The organism is Bradyrhizobium sp. CCGB01 (genome assembly GCF_024199795.1).
Taxonomy (GTDB): Bacteria; Pseudomonadota; Alphaproteobacteria; order Rhizobiales; family Xanthobacteraceae; genus Bradyrhizobium.
Genome location: NZ_JANADK010000001.1, coordinates 2858769 through 2876811 on the forward strand (window position 1 = coordinate 2858769; position 18043 = coordinate 2876811).

The window sequence follows — 18043 nt, forward strand, 5'->3', positions numbered from 1 at the left end:
CGCTGTTTTTTGGTGACGATAGCAACGGGGGGGCAGGGGTGAGAAGGCCGGCCGTCCCGCGCAGATGTCATTGACATCGCACGGAATTGCATGCCGCCGCGCGGGATCGGGCGGTTCTGGAAGACGGCTTCCGGAACCGTCGCCATACAACTGCGTTTGTTGCGGGGAGATTTTCGCGTTACGCTTTCCGTCGGGGCTTCCCAATCGCCAGCGGTGTATCGATGAATCTGCTCGATCCACAAGGGCCGGTGGCTGTCGCCAACAGCACCATCCTGGTCGATTCCGTCTTCATCATGCTCGTGATCGTGGTGCCGACCATTTTCGCGATCCTGGCGTTTGCGTTCTGGTTTCGCGCCTCGAATCCGAAGGCGCATTACCAGCCTGACTTCGTCTATTCCGGCCGCGTCGAAATGGTGGTGTGGGCGATTCCCGCGCTCACCGTGATCCTGCTCGGCGGCGTCGCCTGGATCGGCTCGCACCAGCTCGATCCCGCCGCGCCCGTGCCGGGCACCGGCAGTCCGGTCCGCATCCAGGCCGTCTCGCTCGACTGGAAATGGCTCTTCATCTATCCGGATCAGCGCATTGCCACCGTCAACACGCTGACGGTGCCGGCCGGCGCCGAGCTGAACTTCCAGCTGACGTCGTCGAGCGTGATGAACACGTTCTTCATCCCGCAGCTCGGCAGCATGATCTACACCATGAACGGCATGGTGACGAAGCTGAACCTGCGCGCCGACAACGAGGGCAAGTTGCAAGGCCTTTCGGCGCATTTCTCCGGCGACGGCTTTCCCGACATGATGTTCGACGTCAACGTGATCTCGCCACTCGCTTTCCCGGACTGGGTTGCGACCACGGCGAAGACCGATGCCGTGCTGAACGAGGAGAGCTACAAGAAGCTGATGCAGCAGGGCATCGAGAAGGGCAGGCCGACCTACCGGCTCGACGATCCCCGGCTGTTCGACCTGATCGCGACCCAGCACATTCCGCCAGGGCCCGGCCCGGAGCTGATCTCCGATGCCGGCAGGCCGCACAGTGGAGGCCACGATGCTCGGTAAGCTCGATTGGTCGGCGATCCCGTTCGACCAGCCGATACCCCTCGTCGCGGGTGCCGTGGTGCTGGTCGCGATCCTCGGCGTGCTGATCTGGGTCGTCGTGAAAGGGCATTTGCCGTATCTCTGGCACGAATGGATCACCAGCGTCGATCACAAGCGCATCGGCGTGATGTACATCTTGCTGGCTTCGGTGATGCTGCTGCGCGGCGGCAGCGACGCCATCATGATGCGGATCCAGCAGGCGATCGCCTACCAGTCGCAAGGGTATCTGCCGCCGGAGCATTACAACCAGATCTTCTCGGCCCACGGCACCATCATGATCTTCTTCGTGGCGATGCCGTTCGTGATCGGGCTGATGAATCTGGTCGTGCCGCTGCAGCTCGGCGTGCGCGACGTCGCATTCCCGACCCTCAATTCCGTCGGCTTCTGGCTGACCGCGACCGGTGCGCTGCTGGTCAATCTCTCGCTCGTGATCGGCGAGTTCGCCCGCACCGGCTGGCTCGCCTTTCCGCCGCTCTCGGGGCTGTCCTATTCGCCCGGCGTCGGCGTCGACTACTACGCCTGGTCGCTCCAGATCTCCGGTGTCGGCACGCTGGTCGCCGGCATCAACCTCGTCACAACGGTGCTGAAGCTGCGCACCAAGGGCATGAACTATCTGCGCATGCCGATGTTCTGCTGGACCACGCTTGCCTCCAACCTCCTGATCGTGGCGGCCTTCCCGATCCTCACCGCCACGCTCGCGATGCTGCTGCTCGACCGCTACCTCGGCTTTCATTTCTTCACTAACGAGGCCGGCGGCAACGTCATGATGTTCATGAACCTGATCTGGGCCTGGGGACATCCGGAAGTCTACATCCTGGTATTGCCGGCCTTCGGCATCTTCTCCGAGGTGGTGTCGACCTTCTCAGGCAAGGCGCTGTTCGGCTATCGCTCGATGGTGCTCGCGACCATGGCGATCTGCGTCATCTCCTTCATGGTCTGGCTGCACCATTTCTTCACGATGGGCGCCGGCCCCGACGTCAACGCCATCTTCGGCATCGCCAGCATGATCATCGCGATCCCGACGGGGGTGAAGATCTACAACTGGCTGTTCACGATGTATGGCGGCCGCATCCGCTTCGCGACGCCGATGCTGTGGTCGGTCGGCTTCATGGTCACCTTCATCATCGGCGGGTTGACGGGCGTGCTGGTCGCGGTGCCACCGGCCGACTTCATGCTCCATAACAGCATGTTCCTGGTCGCGCACTTCCATAACGTCATCATCGGCGGCGTGCTGTTCGGCGCCTTCGCCGGCTTCGAGTACTGGTTCCCGAAGGCGTTCGGTTTTCGTCTCGACGAGCGCTGGGGCAAGTTGGCGTTCTGGTTCACCTTTCTCGGCTTCTACGTCACTTTCATGCCGCTCTACATTGCCGGCATGCTGGGCATGACGCGGCGCCTGCAGCATTACGACGTTGCGGCGTGGCGGCCATGGATGATCGTGGCAGCGTTCGGCATGGCCGTGCTGACGATCGGCGTGATCTGCCAGATCATCCAGCTCGTGGTCAGCATCCGTAACCGCGAGGCGCTCCGCGACCGCACCGGCGATCCCTGGGACGGCCGCTCGCTGGAATGGGCGACCTCGTCGCCGCCGCCGGTTTTCAACTTCGCTTTCCATCCCGACGTGCGTGGCGAGGATGCCTACTGGGACATGAAGGCCCGCGCCCAACAGCAATCGCTGGGGCATGAGAAGCCCGAATATCATGACATCGAGATGCCCCGGAACTCCCCGACCGGTTTCATCTGCGCGTTCTTCGCCACCATCATGGGCTTTGCGCTGATCTGGCACATCTGGTGGATGGTGATCCTGGGCGGAATCGGCGCGTTCGCGACCTTCGTCGTGTTCGCCTGGCGCGACCATGACGAATACGTCATTCCGGCCGAAGAGGTCGCTCGCATCGACCGCGTCAATATCGAGGAGCGGCGCAGCCTCGTCAGCATGGCGGGAGCGATCTGATGTCGATGACCGCAACTGCCGGCCGCGCGCATGCCGATCCCCATCACATCGGCGTCGTCGTCGAGCATCCGGGACCGGCGTCGAAGCGGATCGTGACCGCCTACGGCTTCTGGGTGTTCCTGCTCTCCGACATCGTGATGTTCTCCTGCTTCTTTGCGGCCTATGCGGTGCTGCACGGCCAAACCGCCGGCGGCCCGAGCGGCGCGGAGATTTTCGAGCAGCGGAACGTCGCGATCGAGACGGTCTGCCTGCTGCTGTCGAGCTTCACCTGCGGCATGGCCAGCATCGCAGCCGATGTCCGCAACCGGTTCTGGTTCTACCTCGGCATGGCCGTGACCTGCGTGCTGGGAATTATCTTCCTCGTGATCGAGTTCCGCGAGTTCGCCGACCTCATCGCGCGCGGCTATGGCCCGACGCGTAGCGCGTTCCTGTCGTCGTTCTTCTCGCTGGTCGGATGCCACGGGTTGCATGTGTCGGCCGGCGTTCTGTGGCTGCTCACCATGATGGCCCAAGTGTTCGCCAAGGGATTCCGTGCCGATGTCCTGCGCCGGATGATGTGCTTTGCGCTGTTCTGGCATGCGCTCGATATCATCTGGGTCGGAGTCTTCTCCGTCGTTTACCTGCTCGGGAGTGCCGTATGAGCGATCAGGCGCATGTACCGGCCGGCCACGACCTCGCACCGGGCGATGAGGAGCAACACAGCGTCGGCGCGCGCATCCTCGGTTACGTGGTCGGGCTTGTCCTCGCGCTGTTGCTCACGGCGACGTCGTTCTTCATCGCCGGGACCGATCTGGTCTGGCAGCCCTCCATCCCCGTTGCGCTGATCGTGCTGGCGATCGCGCAGATGGGCGTGCATCTGGTGTTCTTCCTGCACATCACGACGGGCCCCGACAACACCAACAACGTGCTGGCGCTCGCCTTTGGCCTTCTGGTCGTGTTCCTGGTGGTCGGCGGGACAGTCTGGATCATGGGGCATCTGAACGCGAACATGCCGCCGATGGACCACATCATGCAGATGCGCCGCTAGGGCGCGGGTCCCAAAAAGAAGAGCCGCTTGTTGTGACAAGCGGCCCAAGTCTAGGGAGGAAACGCCCGAGCAAGGCAATCGGCCAAAGCCGGATTGCTGCCAAGGAACGCTCGCGCAAAGCGCTTGCGTACACATATAGGTGTAGCAACTCCGGATAGAGTTCAATTCCGGATCAATACTGTCTCCGGCTACCGGTCACATCACCGTGACGGGCTTCCTCATTTCGGCCGGCGGCAATTGTAGGCCTTGCGGAAGCCGGCGGCCTGCGCGTCGTCCTCCGAGCAGAACCAGCGGTCGGGCTTGGTGGTCGCGGGATAGCTCGGGCAGCCCCTGAGATGATAGATGCCGATATTGCCGGTGACGCGTGCGCGCACGGCGAGCTTGCCCTTGATGCTGCAGCTCGGCGGCATCGTCAGCTCGTCCGGAAACAGCACCGCGCGGATTTCCTTGTCGCGGTCGGCGCGGCAGGCGGCGCCCAGCAGCGCGCCGTCCTTCTTGCCCGTGCGGAACTCTTGCGGTGCAACAAAGCAGCCCTTCCAAATGCCGGCTGAGGCGGTTTTGGCTTCGGTCGCGGCGGGCTTGACGTTCGCCTTGATCGGTTCGCGGGCGATGGCATAGCCGAGCTTGACCAGCTGCTCGTTCAACGTGACCTTGTCGCCCTCGGCCGTGCAGATCGCACGATGGCGTTTGCCAAAACTCTTTTCCGGACCGACATCGTCACAGCGCACGGTGCGTTTGTTGATCAGCTTCGCCAGCTGGTCGCGGGCCTCGACGCCGCAGGTCCAGGGATCGGCGTGATCGTCGATGCAGACCTGGTCCAGCTCGGGTGCGTCGACGCCGTCGAGGCGATAGGTGACGTCGCCGAGTTGGATCGAATTGGCGTCCCGGACGGTCGCAGCCGCCGTCAGCGCGGAGGCAGGTCCGGAAGAAGCCAGAAACCCGGACAGAGCGAGAAACGAAACAAGCGCGAAAGCGCGGGCGGCGGCAAATGAATTCCTAAAGGACATAATTTCTCGCTATCGATGGCTCAGGCGCCTCGTTCCTAGCATCCGGACGTCGCGATACCAATGGTCTGCGCCCTGCGAAGTGCGACATTCCCGCGCCAGCCTTTACTCACCGGCCGGTCTGCCCCTATCGTTCGGCACGATAAACAAGCCTGCGCAGGCCGAATCGCCCTTGAAGCGGCGAGGGCGGGAGGAAGAAGCTTCGATGAAAGAGCCCGTGGACGTCCTGATCATCGGCGCCGGCGCTTCAGGCGCGGCGGTGGCGTGGTCGCTGGCCGAAACCAAGATGCACATCCTCTGCCTGGAGCAGGGCGGCTGGATGAACCCGGCGGAATACCCCAGCACGGGCCGCGACTGGGAGGCCAAGTTCTACGGCGAGTGGTCGTCGAGCCCGAATGTCCGCGGCCGTCCCGAGGACTATCCGATCAACGACGACAGTTCGCCGATCAAGGTCGTCAACTACAACGCGGTCGGCGGCTCGACGGTGATGTACACCGCGCACTGGCCGCGGCTGCATCCCTCCGATTTCAAGGTGAAGACGCTCGACGGCGTCGCTGACGACTGGCCGATCGACTACGACGCGCTGACCCCCTTCTTCGAAGAGAACGACCGCATCATGGGTACGTCGGGACTATCGGGCGATCCGCTGTCGCCCCTGACGCATCCGCCGATGCCGCAGCAGCCGATGGGATTGACGGGCGCGATCATCGGCAAGGCCATGAACACGCTCGGCTGGCACTGGTGGCCGTCGGACACGACCGTCGCGACGATGGATTATGAGGGCCGCGCACGCTGCATCAATCTCGGCCATTGCACCCCCGCCTGCGCGCAGGGTGCGAAATCATCGACCGACATCACTTATTGGCCGCATGCGGTCCGCGCCGGCGTCGAGCTGCGCACGCATTGCCGGGTGCGCGAGATCACCACCGACGAGAACGGCATGGCCTCTGGCGTCGTCTATTACGACAAGGATGGCGTCGAGCAATTCCAGCCGGCGCATGTCGTGATCATCGCCTGCAACGGCGTCGGCACGCCACGCCTGCTGCTCAACTCGAAATCTGATCGTTTCCCGAACGGCCTTGCCAATTCGTCGGGCCTCGTCGGCAAGAATCTGATGTTCCACCCCTATGCGCAGATCTACGGCTACGTGAAGGAGCCGACCGATAGCAACCGCGCCCCGCCGACCTGCCTGTGGAGCAAGGAGTGGTATGACACCGACCTGTCGCGCGGATTCGTGCGCGGCTATGGCGTCCAGTTCGTGCGCGGCGCCGGGCCGGTGTTCGAGGCTGTCGTCAGCGAGCAGAAGGGCATCCTGCCCTGGGGCGAGGATCACCACCGCGTCTTCCGCAAGCTCAATGGCCACCGGCTGGGTTTCTCGGCGATCTGCGAGGATCTGCCGGAGGAGCACAATCAGGTCACGCTCGATCCGGTGCTGAAGGACAGCCACGGCATTCCCGCGCCGAAGATCAACTACACCATCAGCGAGAACAGCCGGAAGATGATGGAGCATGCGCTGGCGCGCGGGCGGGAGATTCTCGAGACGGCGGGGGCGACCGACATCTGCGTCAACTCGCCGATCCCGTGGGGCGGCTGGCATCTGCTCGGCACCGCGCGGATGGGCACCGATCCCGAACGCTCCGTCGTCAACGAATGGGGCCGCACGCATGACGTGAAGAACCTCTTCATCGTCGACGGCAGCATCTTCGTCACCTCGGGCGGCGTCAACCCGACCTCGACCATCCAGGCCCTCGCGCTCTACATCGCCGACCAGATGAAGCAGCGTCTCGCCAATTTGTTCGATTGAGGCCGTCATGTCCGAAAGTCATCAACTCACGCGTACTCAACGCGACGACCTCCGCACCGTCGCAGCAATGATCGTGCCCGCCAGCGACGAGTACAAGGTGCCCGGCGCCGACGATCCCGCGATCCAGGCCGATATCCTTGCAACGCTCGGCCGCGACGCCAAATTGGTGACGGCGGCGCTGGACCATCTGGCGCGGCTCGCAGGTCAGCCGCTCGCTGAGCTCGATGCCGCGAGGCGCGATGCTGTGGCGCAGGAGTTTCGCAAGCACGGCGGCGCGGCGGCCGCGACGCTCGTTCGCGTGGTGCTGCAATGCTACTACCGCGACGACCGCGTGCTGCGTTCGCTCGGGCTCGAGTTGCGCGCGCCGTTCCCCCAAGGCTATGTGCTCCCGGATGGCGACTGGTCGCTGCTCGACCCGGTCAGGGAGAGGGCCGGCACGCTGCGGCGGGCGCCCTAGCCACCTGGGCAGTCCAGCCTTGCGCCCCAGGCGGGTCCCTTGCGCGGGAGGGAACAGGCCACCATCTGTGTGAGCCTCAAGGACTATTGCCATGCTGGATTTCACATCAGATATCGCCGATGACACCGTGTCATCGCGAACGACAGCTGCTGCCCCGGTCGATGACCGGGCCTTGCTGGACGCCTATTCCAATGCCGTGATCGACGTCACCGACCGCGTCGGCCCTGCGGTCGTGCGCGTCGAGACCGGGCCGAAAGTGCCGAACGGCCGCGAGCGCGGTGGGCTCGGCTCGGGCATCGTGATCTCGCCGGACGGGCTCGTGCTCACCAACAGCCATGTGGTCGGCGCCTCCAAGGAGATCCGGCTGCGCGACGTCGAGGGCCATGTCGGCGACGCCCGGGTGCTCGGGGTCGATCCCGACACCGATCTTGCGCTGCTGCGCGCCAACGGCGTGCGCGACTTGCCCTATGCCGCGCTCGGCAACTCCAAGACCCTGCGCCGCGGCCAGCTGGTGATCGCGATCGGCAATCCCCTCGGTTTCGAATCGACCGTGACCGCCGGCGTGGTCTCGGCGCTGGGGCGCTCCATCCGCTCGGTGAGCGGGCGCACCATCGAGGACGTGATCCAGACCGATGCCGCGCTCAATCCCGGCAATTCCGGCGGGCCGCTGGTGTCGTCGAATGCCGAGGTGATCGGCATCAACACCGCCATCATCAATGGCGCGCAGGGCATCTGCTTCGCGGTCGCCAGCAACACCGCGCAGTTCGTGCTGTCGGAGATCATCCGCCACGGCTATGTCCGCCGCGCCTATGTCGGCGTGGCCGGACAGACCGCGCCGGTCCCGCGGCGGCATGCGGTGCTGGCCGGCGTCGAGAACAAGATGGGCGCGCTGCTGATGCAGATCGAGCCCGATGGTCCGGCGGCGAAGGCGGGCTTGCTACCCGGCGACGTCGTCATCAAGCTGGACGGCGTCGAGATCAACGGCGTCGACGATCTGATCCGCGTGCTCGACCGCGACCGGATCGGCCGGCGGCTCGCCATGGACGTGCTGCGGCTCGGCCGCCTGCGCGCGATCGACATCGACCCGATCGAGCGCAAGCCGGCCCGCTAGCATTGGGCAGGCGAGGCGGGGTATGACGGTGTCATGCCTCGCCTCCGGACCCTTGCCGCATGATTCCGGCACACGAGACCTACGACGTCATTGTCATCGGCGCGGGCGCCGGCGGCATGACGGCTGCGGCCGTTGCGGCTGCTGAAGGCCTGCGCGTCCTGGTGATCGAGAAGACCGCGTTCGTCGGCGGCACCACGGCCTGGTCCGGCGGCATGGTCTGGATCCCCGCCAATCCCAAGATGAAGGAGGCGGGGCTCTCCGACAGCATCACGGACGCCGTCCGCTATCTCTCAGGCACGGTACCCGAGCCCGCCAATGCCGGCTTGCGCGCCGCCTTCCTTGCGCGGGGGCCAGAGGCGGTCACCTGGCTCGAAGCCAACACGGAGCTGCGCCTCCAGCCGGTGAAAACCTATCCGGATTATTATCCGGAGCGGCTGGGCGCGACATCAGGCGGACGCGTGCTGGAGCCGGTCGCGTTCGACGGTCGGCGGCTGGGCGCGCATTTCGCGCGGCTGCGCGCGCCGCTGCCGGAGTTCACGCTGTTCGGCGGGATGATGGTCAATCGTCTCGACATTCCGCATCTGCGCCGGGTCGGAAAGTCGCTGCAATCGACCCTGCGCGCGGCGCGGCTCGTCTCGGAATACGCCTGGCAGCGGCTGCGCAGCCCGCGCGGGACGACGCTGCATCTCGGCAATGCGCTCGCCGCGCGGCTCTATGCGTCGCTGCTGGCGCGGCAGGTCGAAATCCTCTTCAGCGCGGACGTCGACGACTTGTCGATGCAGGGCGATCGCGTCAGCGGTGTCGTCATTCGCCATGGCTCGCGCGATCGCCCGATCGCCGCGCGACGCGGTGTGGTGGTCGCAACCGGCGGCTTCTCGCACGACGCGACCTTGCGCAAACGCTTCTTCCCGCCTGCGGCTGGTTTCGTCTCGGCGACAAGCACGTCGGGTACAGGCGACGGGCTTCGGCTTGCGGCCACGGCCGGTGCCGTGCTCAACACGGAGGCGACGAGCCCGGCCTATTGGGTGCCCGCCTCGCTGTTCAGCCGTGCTGACGGAAGCCGTGGCGTGTTCCCGCATACGGTCACCGATCGCGCCAAGCCCGGCGTGATCGCCGTCAATGCTGCGGGCCGGCGCTTCGTCAACGAAGCGCTGTCGTACCACGAGTTCGTGCTCGCCATGCTGCGCGACGGCAATGGCGAGCCGGACCGGCCATTCTATCTGATCTGCGACCGCCTGTTCCTGTGGAGCTACGGCCTTGGCCGCATCAGGCCATTCACGCGTGGCGTGCGGCGCTATGTGGCGAGCGGTGAGTTGATCGAGGCGCCTGACATCGCGCAGCTTGCAGCGAAGATCAGCATTAAGCCATCCGTGCTTACCGCGACGATTGCGAGCTACAACGTCGATGCGAAAGAGGGGCGTGATCCCGAATTCGGCCGCGGCAGCACCATCTATCAGCGTCATCTCGGCGACGCCGCTCACAAGCCCAATCCCTGCGTCGCGCCGATCCTCGGTGCACCGTTCTTCGCGATGCGCATCTATCCGGCCGATCTCGGCACCGCGATCGGCATGAAGGTGGATGCGCAAGGACGCGTGCTGCGCGAGGACGGCACGCCGATTGTCGGCCTCTATGCCTGCGGCAACGACATGGGCTCGATCATGAACGGCAACTATCCCGGCCCGGGGATCACGCTCGGGCCGGCGCTGACGTTCGGGTATATTGCGGGGAGGCATCTGGCGGAGGGGGCGACAGTCGCTACCGGTATGGCCGCAGCCTCGGTCTAATTATCCCCACCGCTGTCATGCCCCGCGAAAGCGGGGCATCCAGTACGCCGCGGCCTATCGATTGAACCACAACTGTCTCGGAGTACTGGATCGCCCGGTCAAGCCGGGCGATGACACCGGGTGTGTGGCCCGGCCGTCCCACAACCTCGTCATTGCGAGCGCAGCCAAGCAATCCAGAAATCCCGCCGAGGCGGCAGTCTGGATTGCTTCGTCGCAAGGGCTCCTCGCAATGACGGGTGGAGAGAGCGAGCGTCTAACCGCTACTCCGCCGCCGCCGCAAACCGGCTGTTCTCCAATTCCGCTTCCAGCCGCGCCTTCTCGGCTGCCGCCAGCTTGATGTTGGCTTCCTTGACGTGGCCGAAGCCGCGGATCGTCTCGGGCACCCGCGCAAGCCGCGCCAGCATCGGGATCTGCTCCGCCTTCAGCCCGGCCATCCGCTGATCGATCATCGCCAGATAATCCGCGACCAGCTTCCGCTCGGTCCGCCGCTCCTCGGTGCGGCCGAACGGGTCGAACGCGCCGCCGCGGAGGAACTTCAGCTTGGCGAGCACGCGGAAGGCATGGAGCATCCAGCCGCCGTACTCCTTCTTCTGGAGATGTCCCGTCGTCTTGTCGCGCTGGGCGAAGATCGGCGGGGCGAGGTGATACTTCAGCGTGAAGTCGCCGTCGAACTTCTCCGACACCTTTTTCGCGAAGCTCCCGTCCGTGTAGAGTCGAGCGACCTCGTACTCGTCCTTGTAGGACATCAGCTTGAACAGGTTTTTCGCGACTGCCTCGGTCAGCTCCGTGGACGCGGGCGAGGCGGCATTCTCCGCCTTGCGCACCTTGGCAACCGCCGCGAGATAACGGTCGGCATAGGCCTTGTCCTGATAGCCGGTCAGGAATTCGGCGCGCGTGGCGATGATTTCGTCGAGCGACTTCGTCGGTGCGGAGGCCCGGCTCTTGAACTGGAGCACGCTGCGGACCCGCGACATGTCGTGGGCGGCGAGGCGGCCCCAGGTGAAGGCGAGCTTGTTCATCTCGATCGCGGCGCCGTTGATCTCGATGGCGCGCAGCAGCGCCTCCAGCGACAGCGGGATCGCGCCCTTCTGGAAGGCGAAGCCGAGCATGAAGGGATTGGTCGCGATGCTGTCGCCCATCAGCGCCGAGGCGATGCCGGTGGCGTCGATGATGTCGAGGTTCTTGTCGCCGACGGCGTCGCGCAGCACGGTCTGCATCGTGCCCATCTCGAAGTCGAGGTCGGGATTCTGCACGAAGCTGGCGGTCGGCTGCAGGTCGGCGTTGATATAGGCCTTGGTCACGCCGCGCTCGGCGCGGCTGAGCGCGGTCGGGCCGGCCGAGACGATCATGTCACAGCCGAGGATGACGTCGGCGCCGCCAGTGGTGATGCGCACCGCGGAAATGTCCTCGGGCTTCGCTGCGATGCGGACATGGCTCATCACCGCACCGTTCTTCTGCGACAGGCCGGTGAAATCCAGCGCCGAGCAGCCGCGGCCGTCGACATGGGCCGCCATGCCGAGCAGCGCGCCGATGGTGATGACGCCGGTGCCGCCGATGCCGGTGACGAGGATGTTGTACGGCGCTTCCAGCTCGCGGGCAGGTGGCAGCGGCAGATCGGCGAACAATTGCCCGGAATCGACCGCCGAGGTCTTCATGCGCTTGAGCGTGCCGCCATGCACGGTGACGAAGCTCGGGCAGAAGCCCTCGACGCAGGAAAAGTCCTTGTTGCAGTTCGATTGGTCGATCTGGCGCTTGCGGCCGAACTCGGTTTCCAGCGGCTGCACCGAGACGCAGTTGGAGGCCTGCGAGCAGTCGCCGCAGCCTTCGCAGACCAGCTCGTTGATGAAGGCGCGCTTGGCAGGATCGGGATAGAGCCCGCGCTTGCGGCGGCGGCGCTTTTCCGCGGCGCAGGTCTGGTCGTAGATCACGACCGTGAGGCCCTTGATGTCGCGCAGCTCGCGCTGCACGGCATCGAGCTCGCGGCGGTGATGGATGGTGGCGCCTTGCGGGAAGTAATTGCCTTGCGGGTATTTGCCCGGATCGTCGGAGACGATCGCGAGCCGCTTGACGCCTTCGGCCCAGACCTGATGCGCGATCTGCGCGACGTTGAAGGCGCCCTCGGCCGGCTGGCCGCCGGTCATGGCGACGGCGTCGTTGTAGAGGATCTTGTAGGTGATGTTGATGCCGGCGGCCGATGCCGCGCGAAGGGCAAGAAGCCCGGAATGGGTGTAGGTGCCGTCGCCGAGATTTTGGAAAATGTGCTGCTCGGTAGTGAAGGGCGACTGTCCGATCCAGTTCACGCCCTCGGCGCCCATGTGCGAGATCAGATCGGTGCGGCGGGTCGGCATGCTCAGGGCCATGCCGTGGCAGCCGATGCCGGCCATGGCGCGGCTGCCTTCGGGCACCCGCGTCGAGGAATTGTGTGGGCAGCCCGAGCAAAAGAACGGCGTGCGCGCGAGCTTGATCTGCGTGCTCGTGGTGACGGGAGCGTCAAAGGCCTCGAGCCGGGCAAGGCGCTGCTCCAGCACCGGGCTGTGATGGCCGAGCTTGCGCAGTCGCGCCACCAGCGCGCCCGCAACAATGGTCGGCGTCAGCTCGCCCTCGCTCGGCAGCAGCGGCGCGCCGCGCTCGTCCCGCTTGCCGGTGACGGTCGGACGCTTGGACGCATCGATGTTGTAGAGGATGCGCATCAGCTGGTCTTCGATGAAGCCGCGCTTCTCCTCGACCACCAGCACGTCCTGAAGGCCTTCTGCAAAGCGCTTCGCGCCGCTTTCCTCCAGCGGCCAGGTCATCGCGACCTTGTAGATGCGAAGGCCGAGGTCCTGCGCGTCCTTGTCGGTAATGCCGAGGTCTGCCAGCGCCTGGCGCAGATCGAGATAGGCCTTGCCGGTCGCGACGATGCCGAGCCGGGCCGGTTTTGAATCGAGCACGATGCGGTCGAGCTTGTTGGCGCGGGCGAAGGCCTGCACCGCGGCCATCTTCGGGCCGAACAGGCGCTTCTCCGCCTCCAGTGGCGGATCGGGCCAGCGGATGTTGAGGCCGCCGGGCGGCATCTCGAAATCGTCGGGGAGCAGGATCTTGATGCGCTCGGGATCGCTGTCAATCGAGGCCGAGCTCTCGACGGTCTCGCTGATCGCCTTGAAGCCGACCCAGCAGCCGGAGAAGCGCGACAGCGCAAAGCCGTAGAGGCCGAGATCGAGATAGTCCTGGAGCGTTGCCGGGTTGATCACCGGGATCAGCGCCGCCGCGAACACCTGCTCGCTCTGATGCGCCAGGGTCGAGGACTGGCAGCCGTGGTCGTCGCCGGCCAGCGCCAGTACGCCGCCATTGAGCGAGGTGCCGGCCGCGTTGGCATGCTTGAGCGCATCGACCGAGCGGTCGACGCCGGGGCCCTTGCCGTACCAAATGCCGAACACGCCATCGACCTTGGCGCCGGGAAACAGGCCGACCTGTTGGCTGCCCCAGACCGCGGTTGCCGCCAGATCCTCGTTCAGTCCGGGAACAAAGGCGATGTCGTGCTGCTGGAGGTGCGCCTTCGCGCGCCACAGCGCGTGGTCGTACATGCCGAGCGGGGAACCGCGATAGCCCGAGATGAAGCCGCCGGTGTTGAGCCCCTGGAGCCGGTCGCGTTCGCGCTGCAACATGGGCAGGCGGACCAAAGCCTGCGTGCCGGACAGGAAGATCCGCTTCGATTCGAGCCGGTATTTGTCGTCCAGCTCGACCTGCATCAGCGTCATTTCAGGAGTCCTCGTCTCTTGCTCGGCGTGGGGTTTGCGCTGCGGGAGGGATAGCGGCGGCGCGACGCGAATTGTGACAGTCAAAAGCATGCACGGGCGAAGTCAATATCGCTGGCCGCATCCGTGGCGCTCCTGCTAGTCATGGCTTCCAGTGGAGAGCATCATGGCCGCACACGCATTCGACACCGAGATCACCGAGACCGCCGAGGCGCTGATCGGGCCGTGGCGCCAGCCGCGCCAGATGCTGCAAGCGCAAACTTACGATGCGCATGCGTCGATCCACGATGACACCACCGCGCAGAAGCTCGGCTTCAAGGGCGGCACCATCGAGGGTCCGACACATTTCAGCCAGTTCGCCCCGCTCGGTGCGCGGCTGTGGGGACAGGCCTGGTTCGAGAGCGGATGCCTCTCCGCGCATTACCGCAGCGTCTGTTACGAAGGCGAGGAGGTGCAGGCGATCCTGTCGAAGCCGCTGCCCGGCACGAGCCAGTGCCAGATCCAGATGGTCAAGCGCGACGGCACCGAGGTGCTGCGGGGCACGGCCTCGGTCGGCGAACCGCAGGCCGCAACCGCGCTCGAGGCGCGCCTCGGCGAGCTCAAGCCGCTCGCCGATCCCGTGATCCTCCGCGACGTCAAGGTGGCGCAGACGAGCAAGCGGCAGACGGTGCGGATGGCGTTCGACCAGAACATGGGCGACCTCTATCCGTTCTCGCTCAGGCAGAAGCTCGCCGTCATCACCGAGAACTCGCCGTATTATTCAGGTGCCGACAATCCGTGGGGCAGAGCCGTCATCCCGATGGAGATGCTGAGCGTGCTGTTCCAGTACCGCTCCAAGGACGAGCCGCTGCCCACGAAGGGTCCGGCGGTCGGCCTGTTCGCCGACCAGGAGATCAGGCTGATCAAGGGGCCGCTCTTTGTCGATGAGGCGTACGACGTCGAGCGTGAGGTTGTCGCGCTCTCCGGCAGCCGCCGCACTGAAAGCGCCTGGATGAGGACGCGCGTGTTCGACAAGACGGGCAGGGTGGTCGCGACCATGCTGCTCAACATGGCGACGCTGAAGGAGTCGTACGCGCGGTATGAGGAAGAGTATCGCCAGCTGTATGGAGATACTGGCCGCTAAGAAGCGAGCTTTACTGCCGCTCATCCTTTAAGCAAATGCACGTCGCAAAGCCGTCGCACAGGGAATAAGCAGACGTCGATCGCCGACGTAACCTTCTGACTACGCAACGAATTCCCGCGCTACCTGCGCCCCACCGCAATTGTACACAATGGCACGGCGCTTGCAGAACTCCTCGTAAAGCGAGTTCTCGCGAGGGGCGGGCGTCATGTTGAACTCAAGCAAGCCGACACTGGGCGTCATCAGCGCCGAGCCCGAGCCGATCAGGCTCGACTGGTCGTCGACCGCGCTTCTCATCATCGACATGCAGCGCGACTTCATGGAGCCCGGCGGCTTCGGCGAGACGCTCGGCAACGACGTCAGCCAGCTCGCGCGCGCGGTGAAACCGATCGGCGCGGTGCTGAAGGCGGCGCGCGACACCGGCATGCTGGTGATCCACACCCGCGAGGGGCATCTGCCCGATCTCTCCGACGCGCCGCCGGCAAAGGTCGAGCGCGGCGCGCCATCCTTGCGCATCGGCGATCCCGGCCCGATGGGGCGCATCCTCATTCGCGGCGAGGCCGGCCACGACATCATTCCCGAGCTTTATCCGCTCGACAGCGAAGTCGTGATCGACAAGCCCGGCAAGGGTGCGTTCTACGCCACCGAGCTCACGGATGTGCTGGAGAAATACGGCATCGAGAACTTGCTGGTGTGCGGCGTCACCACCGAAGTGTGCGTCAATACCACCGTGCGCGAGGCCAATGACCGCGGCTATCGCTGCGTCGTCATCTCGGACGGCTGCGCATCCTACTTCCCCGAGTTTCACGAGATGGGCCTGAAGATGATCAAGGCCCAGGGCGGCATCTTCGGCTGGGTCGCGAGCTCAGCCGCTGTCTTGGAGGCAATGCAGGTTTCGACCACACAGGGGTAACATCATGAGCACATTGACGGGGATGGCCGGCAAATCCGAGTTCAAGCCGGCACTATGGACATCGGGCGACTGGAACGCGTTCTTCGGCTTCGGCACCAACATCCTCGTCAACATGCTGGTGCTCACGGGCCTGCTGCGCTTCGTCCTGAAGATGCCCGATAGTCTCGTGTTCGGCCGCATCCTGCCCGCGCTCGGGCTGATGATGTGCCTCTCCACCTTCTACTACGCCTATCTCGCCTATCGCCTCGCGCAGAAGACCGGCCGCAACGATGTCTGCGCGCTTCCATCAGGCGTCAGCGTGCCGCACATGTTCATCGTCACCTTCGTGATCATGCTGCCGATCACGATCAAGACCGGTGACCCGCTCAAGGGCTGGTCCGCGGGCCTGGTCTGGGTGTTCTTCCAGAGTTTTATCCTGATGATCGGCGGCTTCATCGCGCCGTTCATCCGCAGGATCACGCCGCGCGCGGCGCTGCTCGGCACGCTCGCCGGCGTCTCCGTCACCTTCATCTCGATGCGGCCGGCGCTGGAAATGTACATGACGCCGCAGATCGGCCTCGTCTGCTTCGCCATCATTCTGCTGAGCTGGTTCGGCGGCGTGAAATATTGGCGCGGCATTCCGGCGGGCCTCGTCGCCATCGCGGTCGGCATGATCATCGCGTGGGGCTCCAACCTGTTCGGGCTCGGCCTCGGCGGATTGAGCATCGCGGGCGTGGGCGCAGCCTTCGCCAATTTCGGCTTCTCGGTACCGATCCCGGCGGTGGGCTATGTCTTCTCCGGCTTCGAATTCCTCGGCATCATCCTGGTCACCGCCATTCCGTTCGGCATCTATGACCTCGTCGAGGCCATGGACAATGTCGAGAGCGCGGAGGCGGCCGGCGACGAATATCCGACCACGCGCGTGCTCACCGCCGACGGCGTCGTCAGCCTGATCGGCTGCCTGATGGGTAATCCCTTCATCAACGCCGTCTATATCGGCCATCCCGGCTGGAAGGCGATGGGCGGCCGCATCGGCTATTCGGCCGCGACCGGCATCATGGTGGTGGTGCTGGCCTGGTTCGGCATCATCTCGGTGCTGCTGGCGCTCGTGCCCGTCGTCGCGATCTCGCCGATCCTGCTCTACATCGGCATGCTCATCGGTGCGCAGGCGTTCCAGACCACGCCGGTCAAGCACGCGCCCGCGATCGTGCTGGCACTGACGCCGCATCTGGCGGCCTGGGCGAAGCTGCAGATCGACACCATGCTGGGCTCGACCATGATGGCGGCAACATCGATCGGTGGTCTCGCTGCCGACAAGGCAGACGCAGTCAAGGCCGCTGCGATCGCCGCACTTCCGCAGCAGGGCGTGTTCTATCACGGGTTGGAGGTGATGGGCGGCGGCTCGATCCTCGGCGGCCTCATCCTGGGTGCGATCGGTGTCTTCATCATCGAACGCGACTTCGAGAAGGCATCCGCCTTCGCCCTGGTCGGTGCCGTGCTGACCTATTTCGGCTTCATGCACGGCGAAGCGGTGGGCATCGGCGGCGGCTTCGGTGTCACGCCTGCGGTGGCGCTCGCTTACGCCGTGGTGGCGGCCGGCTTGTTCGCAGCGAGCAAGCTCGGCGCCGGCGAGCCATACGCCGCGCATCCGGAGATGCACGCCGCACCGGCGGAGTAGGCCGGGTCAACAGAAGTCTGCGGACGGGCGGTGTCGCGTCGCCCGTCCGCATTCTGCCTCCGCCAATAATTACGCGTTGGATTCCATACTCACCAAAACCTCCCCGGCTATGATCTCGGGGGCTCCAAGGTCGAGGTCGTGCAGGCTTGCTTTAACGAAATCCAGCACTTTGTCGTTCGCCGCATTGGCGCTTTCGCGATCCTCGAATATCATCACAGCGACGCCGACGCCTTCGCCTCCATCCAGCACATAATAAGATCTGAAGCCGGGCGATTCCCTTAGGATGTGACCGATGCCGCTCTTGGCACGGCGAGCTACATCCGCAACCGAACGAACCTTGGTGTACTTTCGAACGAACATGTACATCAGGGCACCCATGTGTCTCAG

Annotated in this window: 14 protein-coding genes; 11 read left to right on the forward strand and 3 right to left on the reverse strand. The window is 64.9% G+C overall.

Annotated features, from left to right (window positions below):
- Positions 1-221: 221 nt before the first annotated feature.
- Genes NLM25_RS13165 through cyoD form a run of 4 tightly spaced genes read left to right on the forward strand, consistent with a single transcriptional unit; the run spans position 222 to position 4072 of the window.
- Positions 222-1055, forward strand: coding sequence for a cytochrome ubiquinol oxidase subunit II (locus NLM25_RS13165; protein ID WP_254117210.1), 834 nt, complete (start codon positions 222-224; stop codon positions 1053-1055).
- Positions 1045-3045 carry a cytochrome o ubiquinol oxidase subunit I gene (cyoB, locus tag NLM25_RS13170; protein WP_254117211.1) on the forward strand — a complete coding sequence of 667 codons (2001 nt, stop codon included), beginning with the start codon at positions 1045-1047 and terminating at the stop codon, positions 3043-3045. The genes NLM25_RS13165 and cyoB overlap by 11 nt, the downstream gene beginning before the upstream one ends.
- Positions 3045-3686: a cytochrome (ubi)quinol oxidase subunit III gene (locus tag NLM25_RS13175; RefSeq protein WP_254137199.1), complete on the forward strand. Its 642-nt coding sequence runs from the start codon at positions 3045-3047 to the stop codon at positions 3684-3686. Before cyoB ends, NLM25_RS13175 begins: the two co-directional genes overlap by 1 nt.
- Positions 3683-4072 (forward strand): cytochrome o ubiquinol oxidase subunit IV, encoded by a 390-nt coding sequence (gene cyoD, locus NLM25_RS13180; RefSeq protein WP_254117213.1) that lies wholly within the window; start codon positions 3683-3685, stop codon positions 4070-4072. Before NLM25_RS13175 ends, cyoD begins: the two co-directional genes overlap by 4 nt.
- A gap of 218 nt (positions 4073-4290) precedes the next feature.
- Here the strand turns inward: cyoD and NLM25_RS13185 are convergent, their stop codons facing one another.
- Positions 4291-5079, reverse strand: coding sequence for a thermonuclease family protein (locus NLM25_RS13185; protein WP_254137200.1), 789 nt, complete (start codon positions 5077-5079; stop codon positions 4291-4293).
- 202 nt (positions 5080-5281) lie between these two features.
- On the opposite strand from NLM25_RS13185, the gene NLM25_RS13190 reads away from it, so the two are divergent.
- The 4 genes from NLM25_RS13190 (at position 5282) to NLM25_RS13205 (ending at position 10232) form a co-directional block, all read left to right on the forward strand.
- Positions 5282-6880 carry a GMC family oxidoreductase gene (locus tag NLM25_RS13190; protein ID WP_254137201.1) on the forward strand — a complete coding sequence of 533 codons (1599 nt, stop codon included), beginning with the start codon at positions 5282-5284 and terminating at the stop codon, positions 6878-6880.
- A 7-nt stretch (positions 6881-6887) separates the two neighbouring features.
- The gene (locus NLM25_RS13195; RefSeq protein ID WP_254137202.1) at positions 6888-7337 is read left to right on the forward strand and encodes a hypothetical protein; all 450 of its coding nucleotides are present in this window, start codon (positions 6888-6890) and stop codon (positions 7335-7337) included.
- 91 nt (positions 7338-7428) lie between these two features.
- A complete protein-coding gene (locus tag NLM25_RS13200; RefSeq protein WP_254137203.1) occupies positions 7429-8448 on the forward strand; it encodes a S1C family serine protease in 1020 nt (339 codons plus the stop codon).
- A gap of 59 nt (positions 8449-8507) precedes the next feature.
- Positions 8508-10232 (forward strand): FAD-dependent oxidoreductase, encoded by a 1725-nt coding sequence (locus NLM25_RS13205; protein ID WP_254137204.1) that lies wholly within the window; start codon positions 8508-8510, stop codon positions 10230-10232.
- Positions 10233-10492: 260 nt separating this feature from the next.
- Here NLM25_RS13205 and NLM25_RS13210 read toward each other — a convergent pair whose 3' ends face one another.
- The gene (locus tag NLM25_RS13210; protein ID WP_254137205.1) at positions 10493-13969 is read right to left on the reverse strand and encodes an indolepyruvate ferredoxin oxidoreductase family protein; all 3477 of its coding nucleotides are present in this window, start codon (positions 13967-13969) and stop codon (positions 10493-10495) included.
- A 163-nt stretch (positions 13970-14132) separates the two neighbouring features.
- On the opposite strand from NLM25_RS13210, the gene NLM25_RS13215 reads away from it, so the two are divergent.
- The 3 genes from NLM25_RS13215 (at position 14133) to NLM25_RS13225 (ending at position 17656) form a co-directional block, all read left to right on the forward strand.
- Positions 14133-15089, forward strand: coding sequence for a hypothetical protein (locus tag NLM25_RS13215; RefSeq protein ID WP_254137206.1), 957 nt, complete (start codon positions 14133-14135; stop codon positions 15087-15089).
- Between the two features lie 205 nt (positions 15090-15294).
- On the forward strand, positions 15295-15999 hold the full coding sequence (locus NLM25_RS13220; RefSeq protein ID WP_254117220.1) for a cysteine hydrolase family protein: 705 nt from the start codon (positions 15295-15297) through the stop codon (positions 15997-15999).
- 4 nt (positions 16000-16003) lie between these two features.
- On the forward strand, positions 16004-17656 hold the full coding sequence (locus tag NLM25_RS13225) for a regulator (protein WP_254137207.1): 1653 nt from the start codon (positions 16004-16006) through the stop codon (positions 17654-17656).
- Positions 17657-17725: 69 nt separating this feature from the next.
- Here the strand turns inward: NLM25_RS13225 and NLM25_RS13230 are convergent, their stop codons facing one another.
- Positions 17726-18022, reverse strand: coding sequence for a hypothetical protein (locus NLM25_RS13230; protein ID WP_254141168.1), 297 nt, complete (start codon positions 18020-18022; stop codon positions 17726-17728).
- Positions 18023-18043 lie beyond the last annotated feature (21 nt).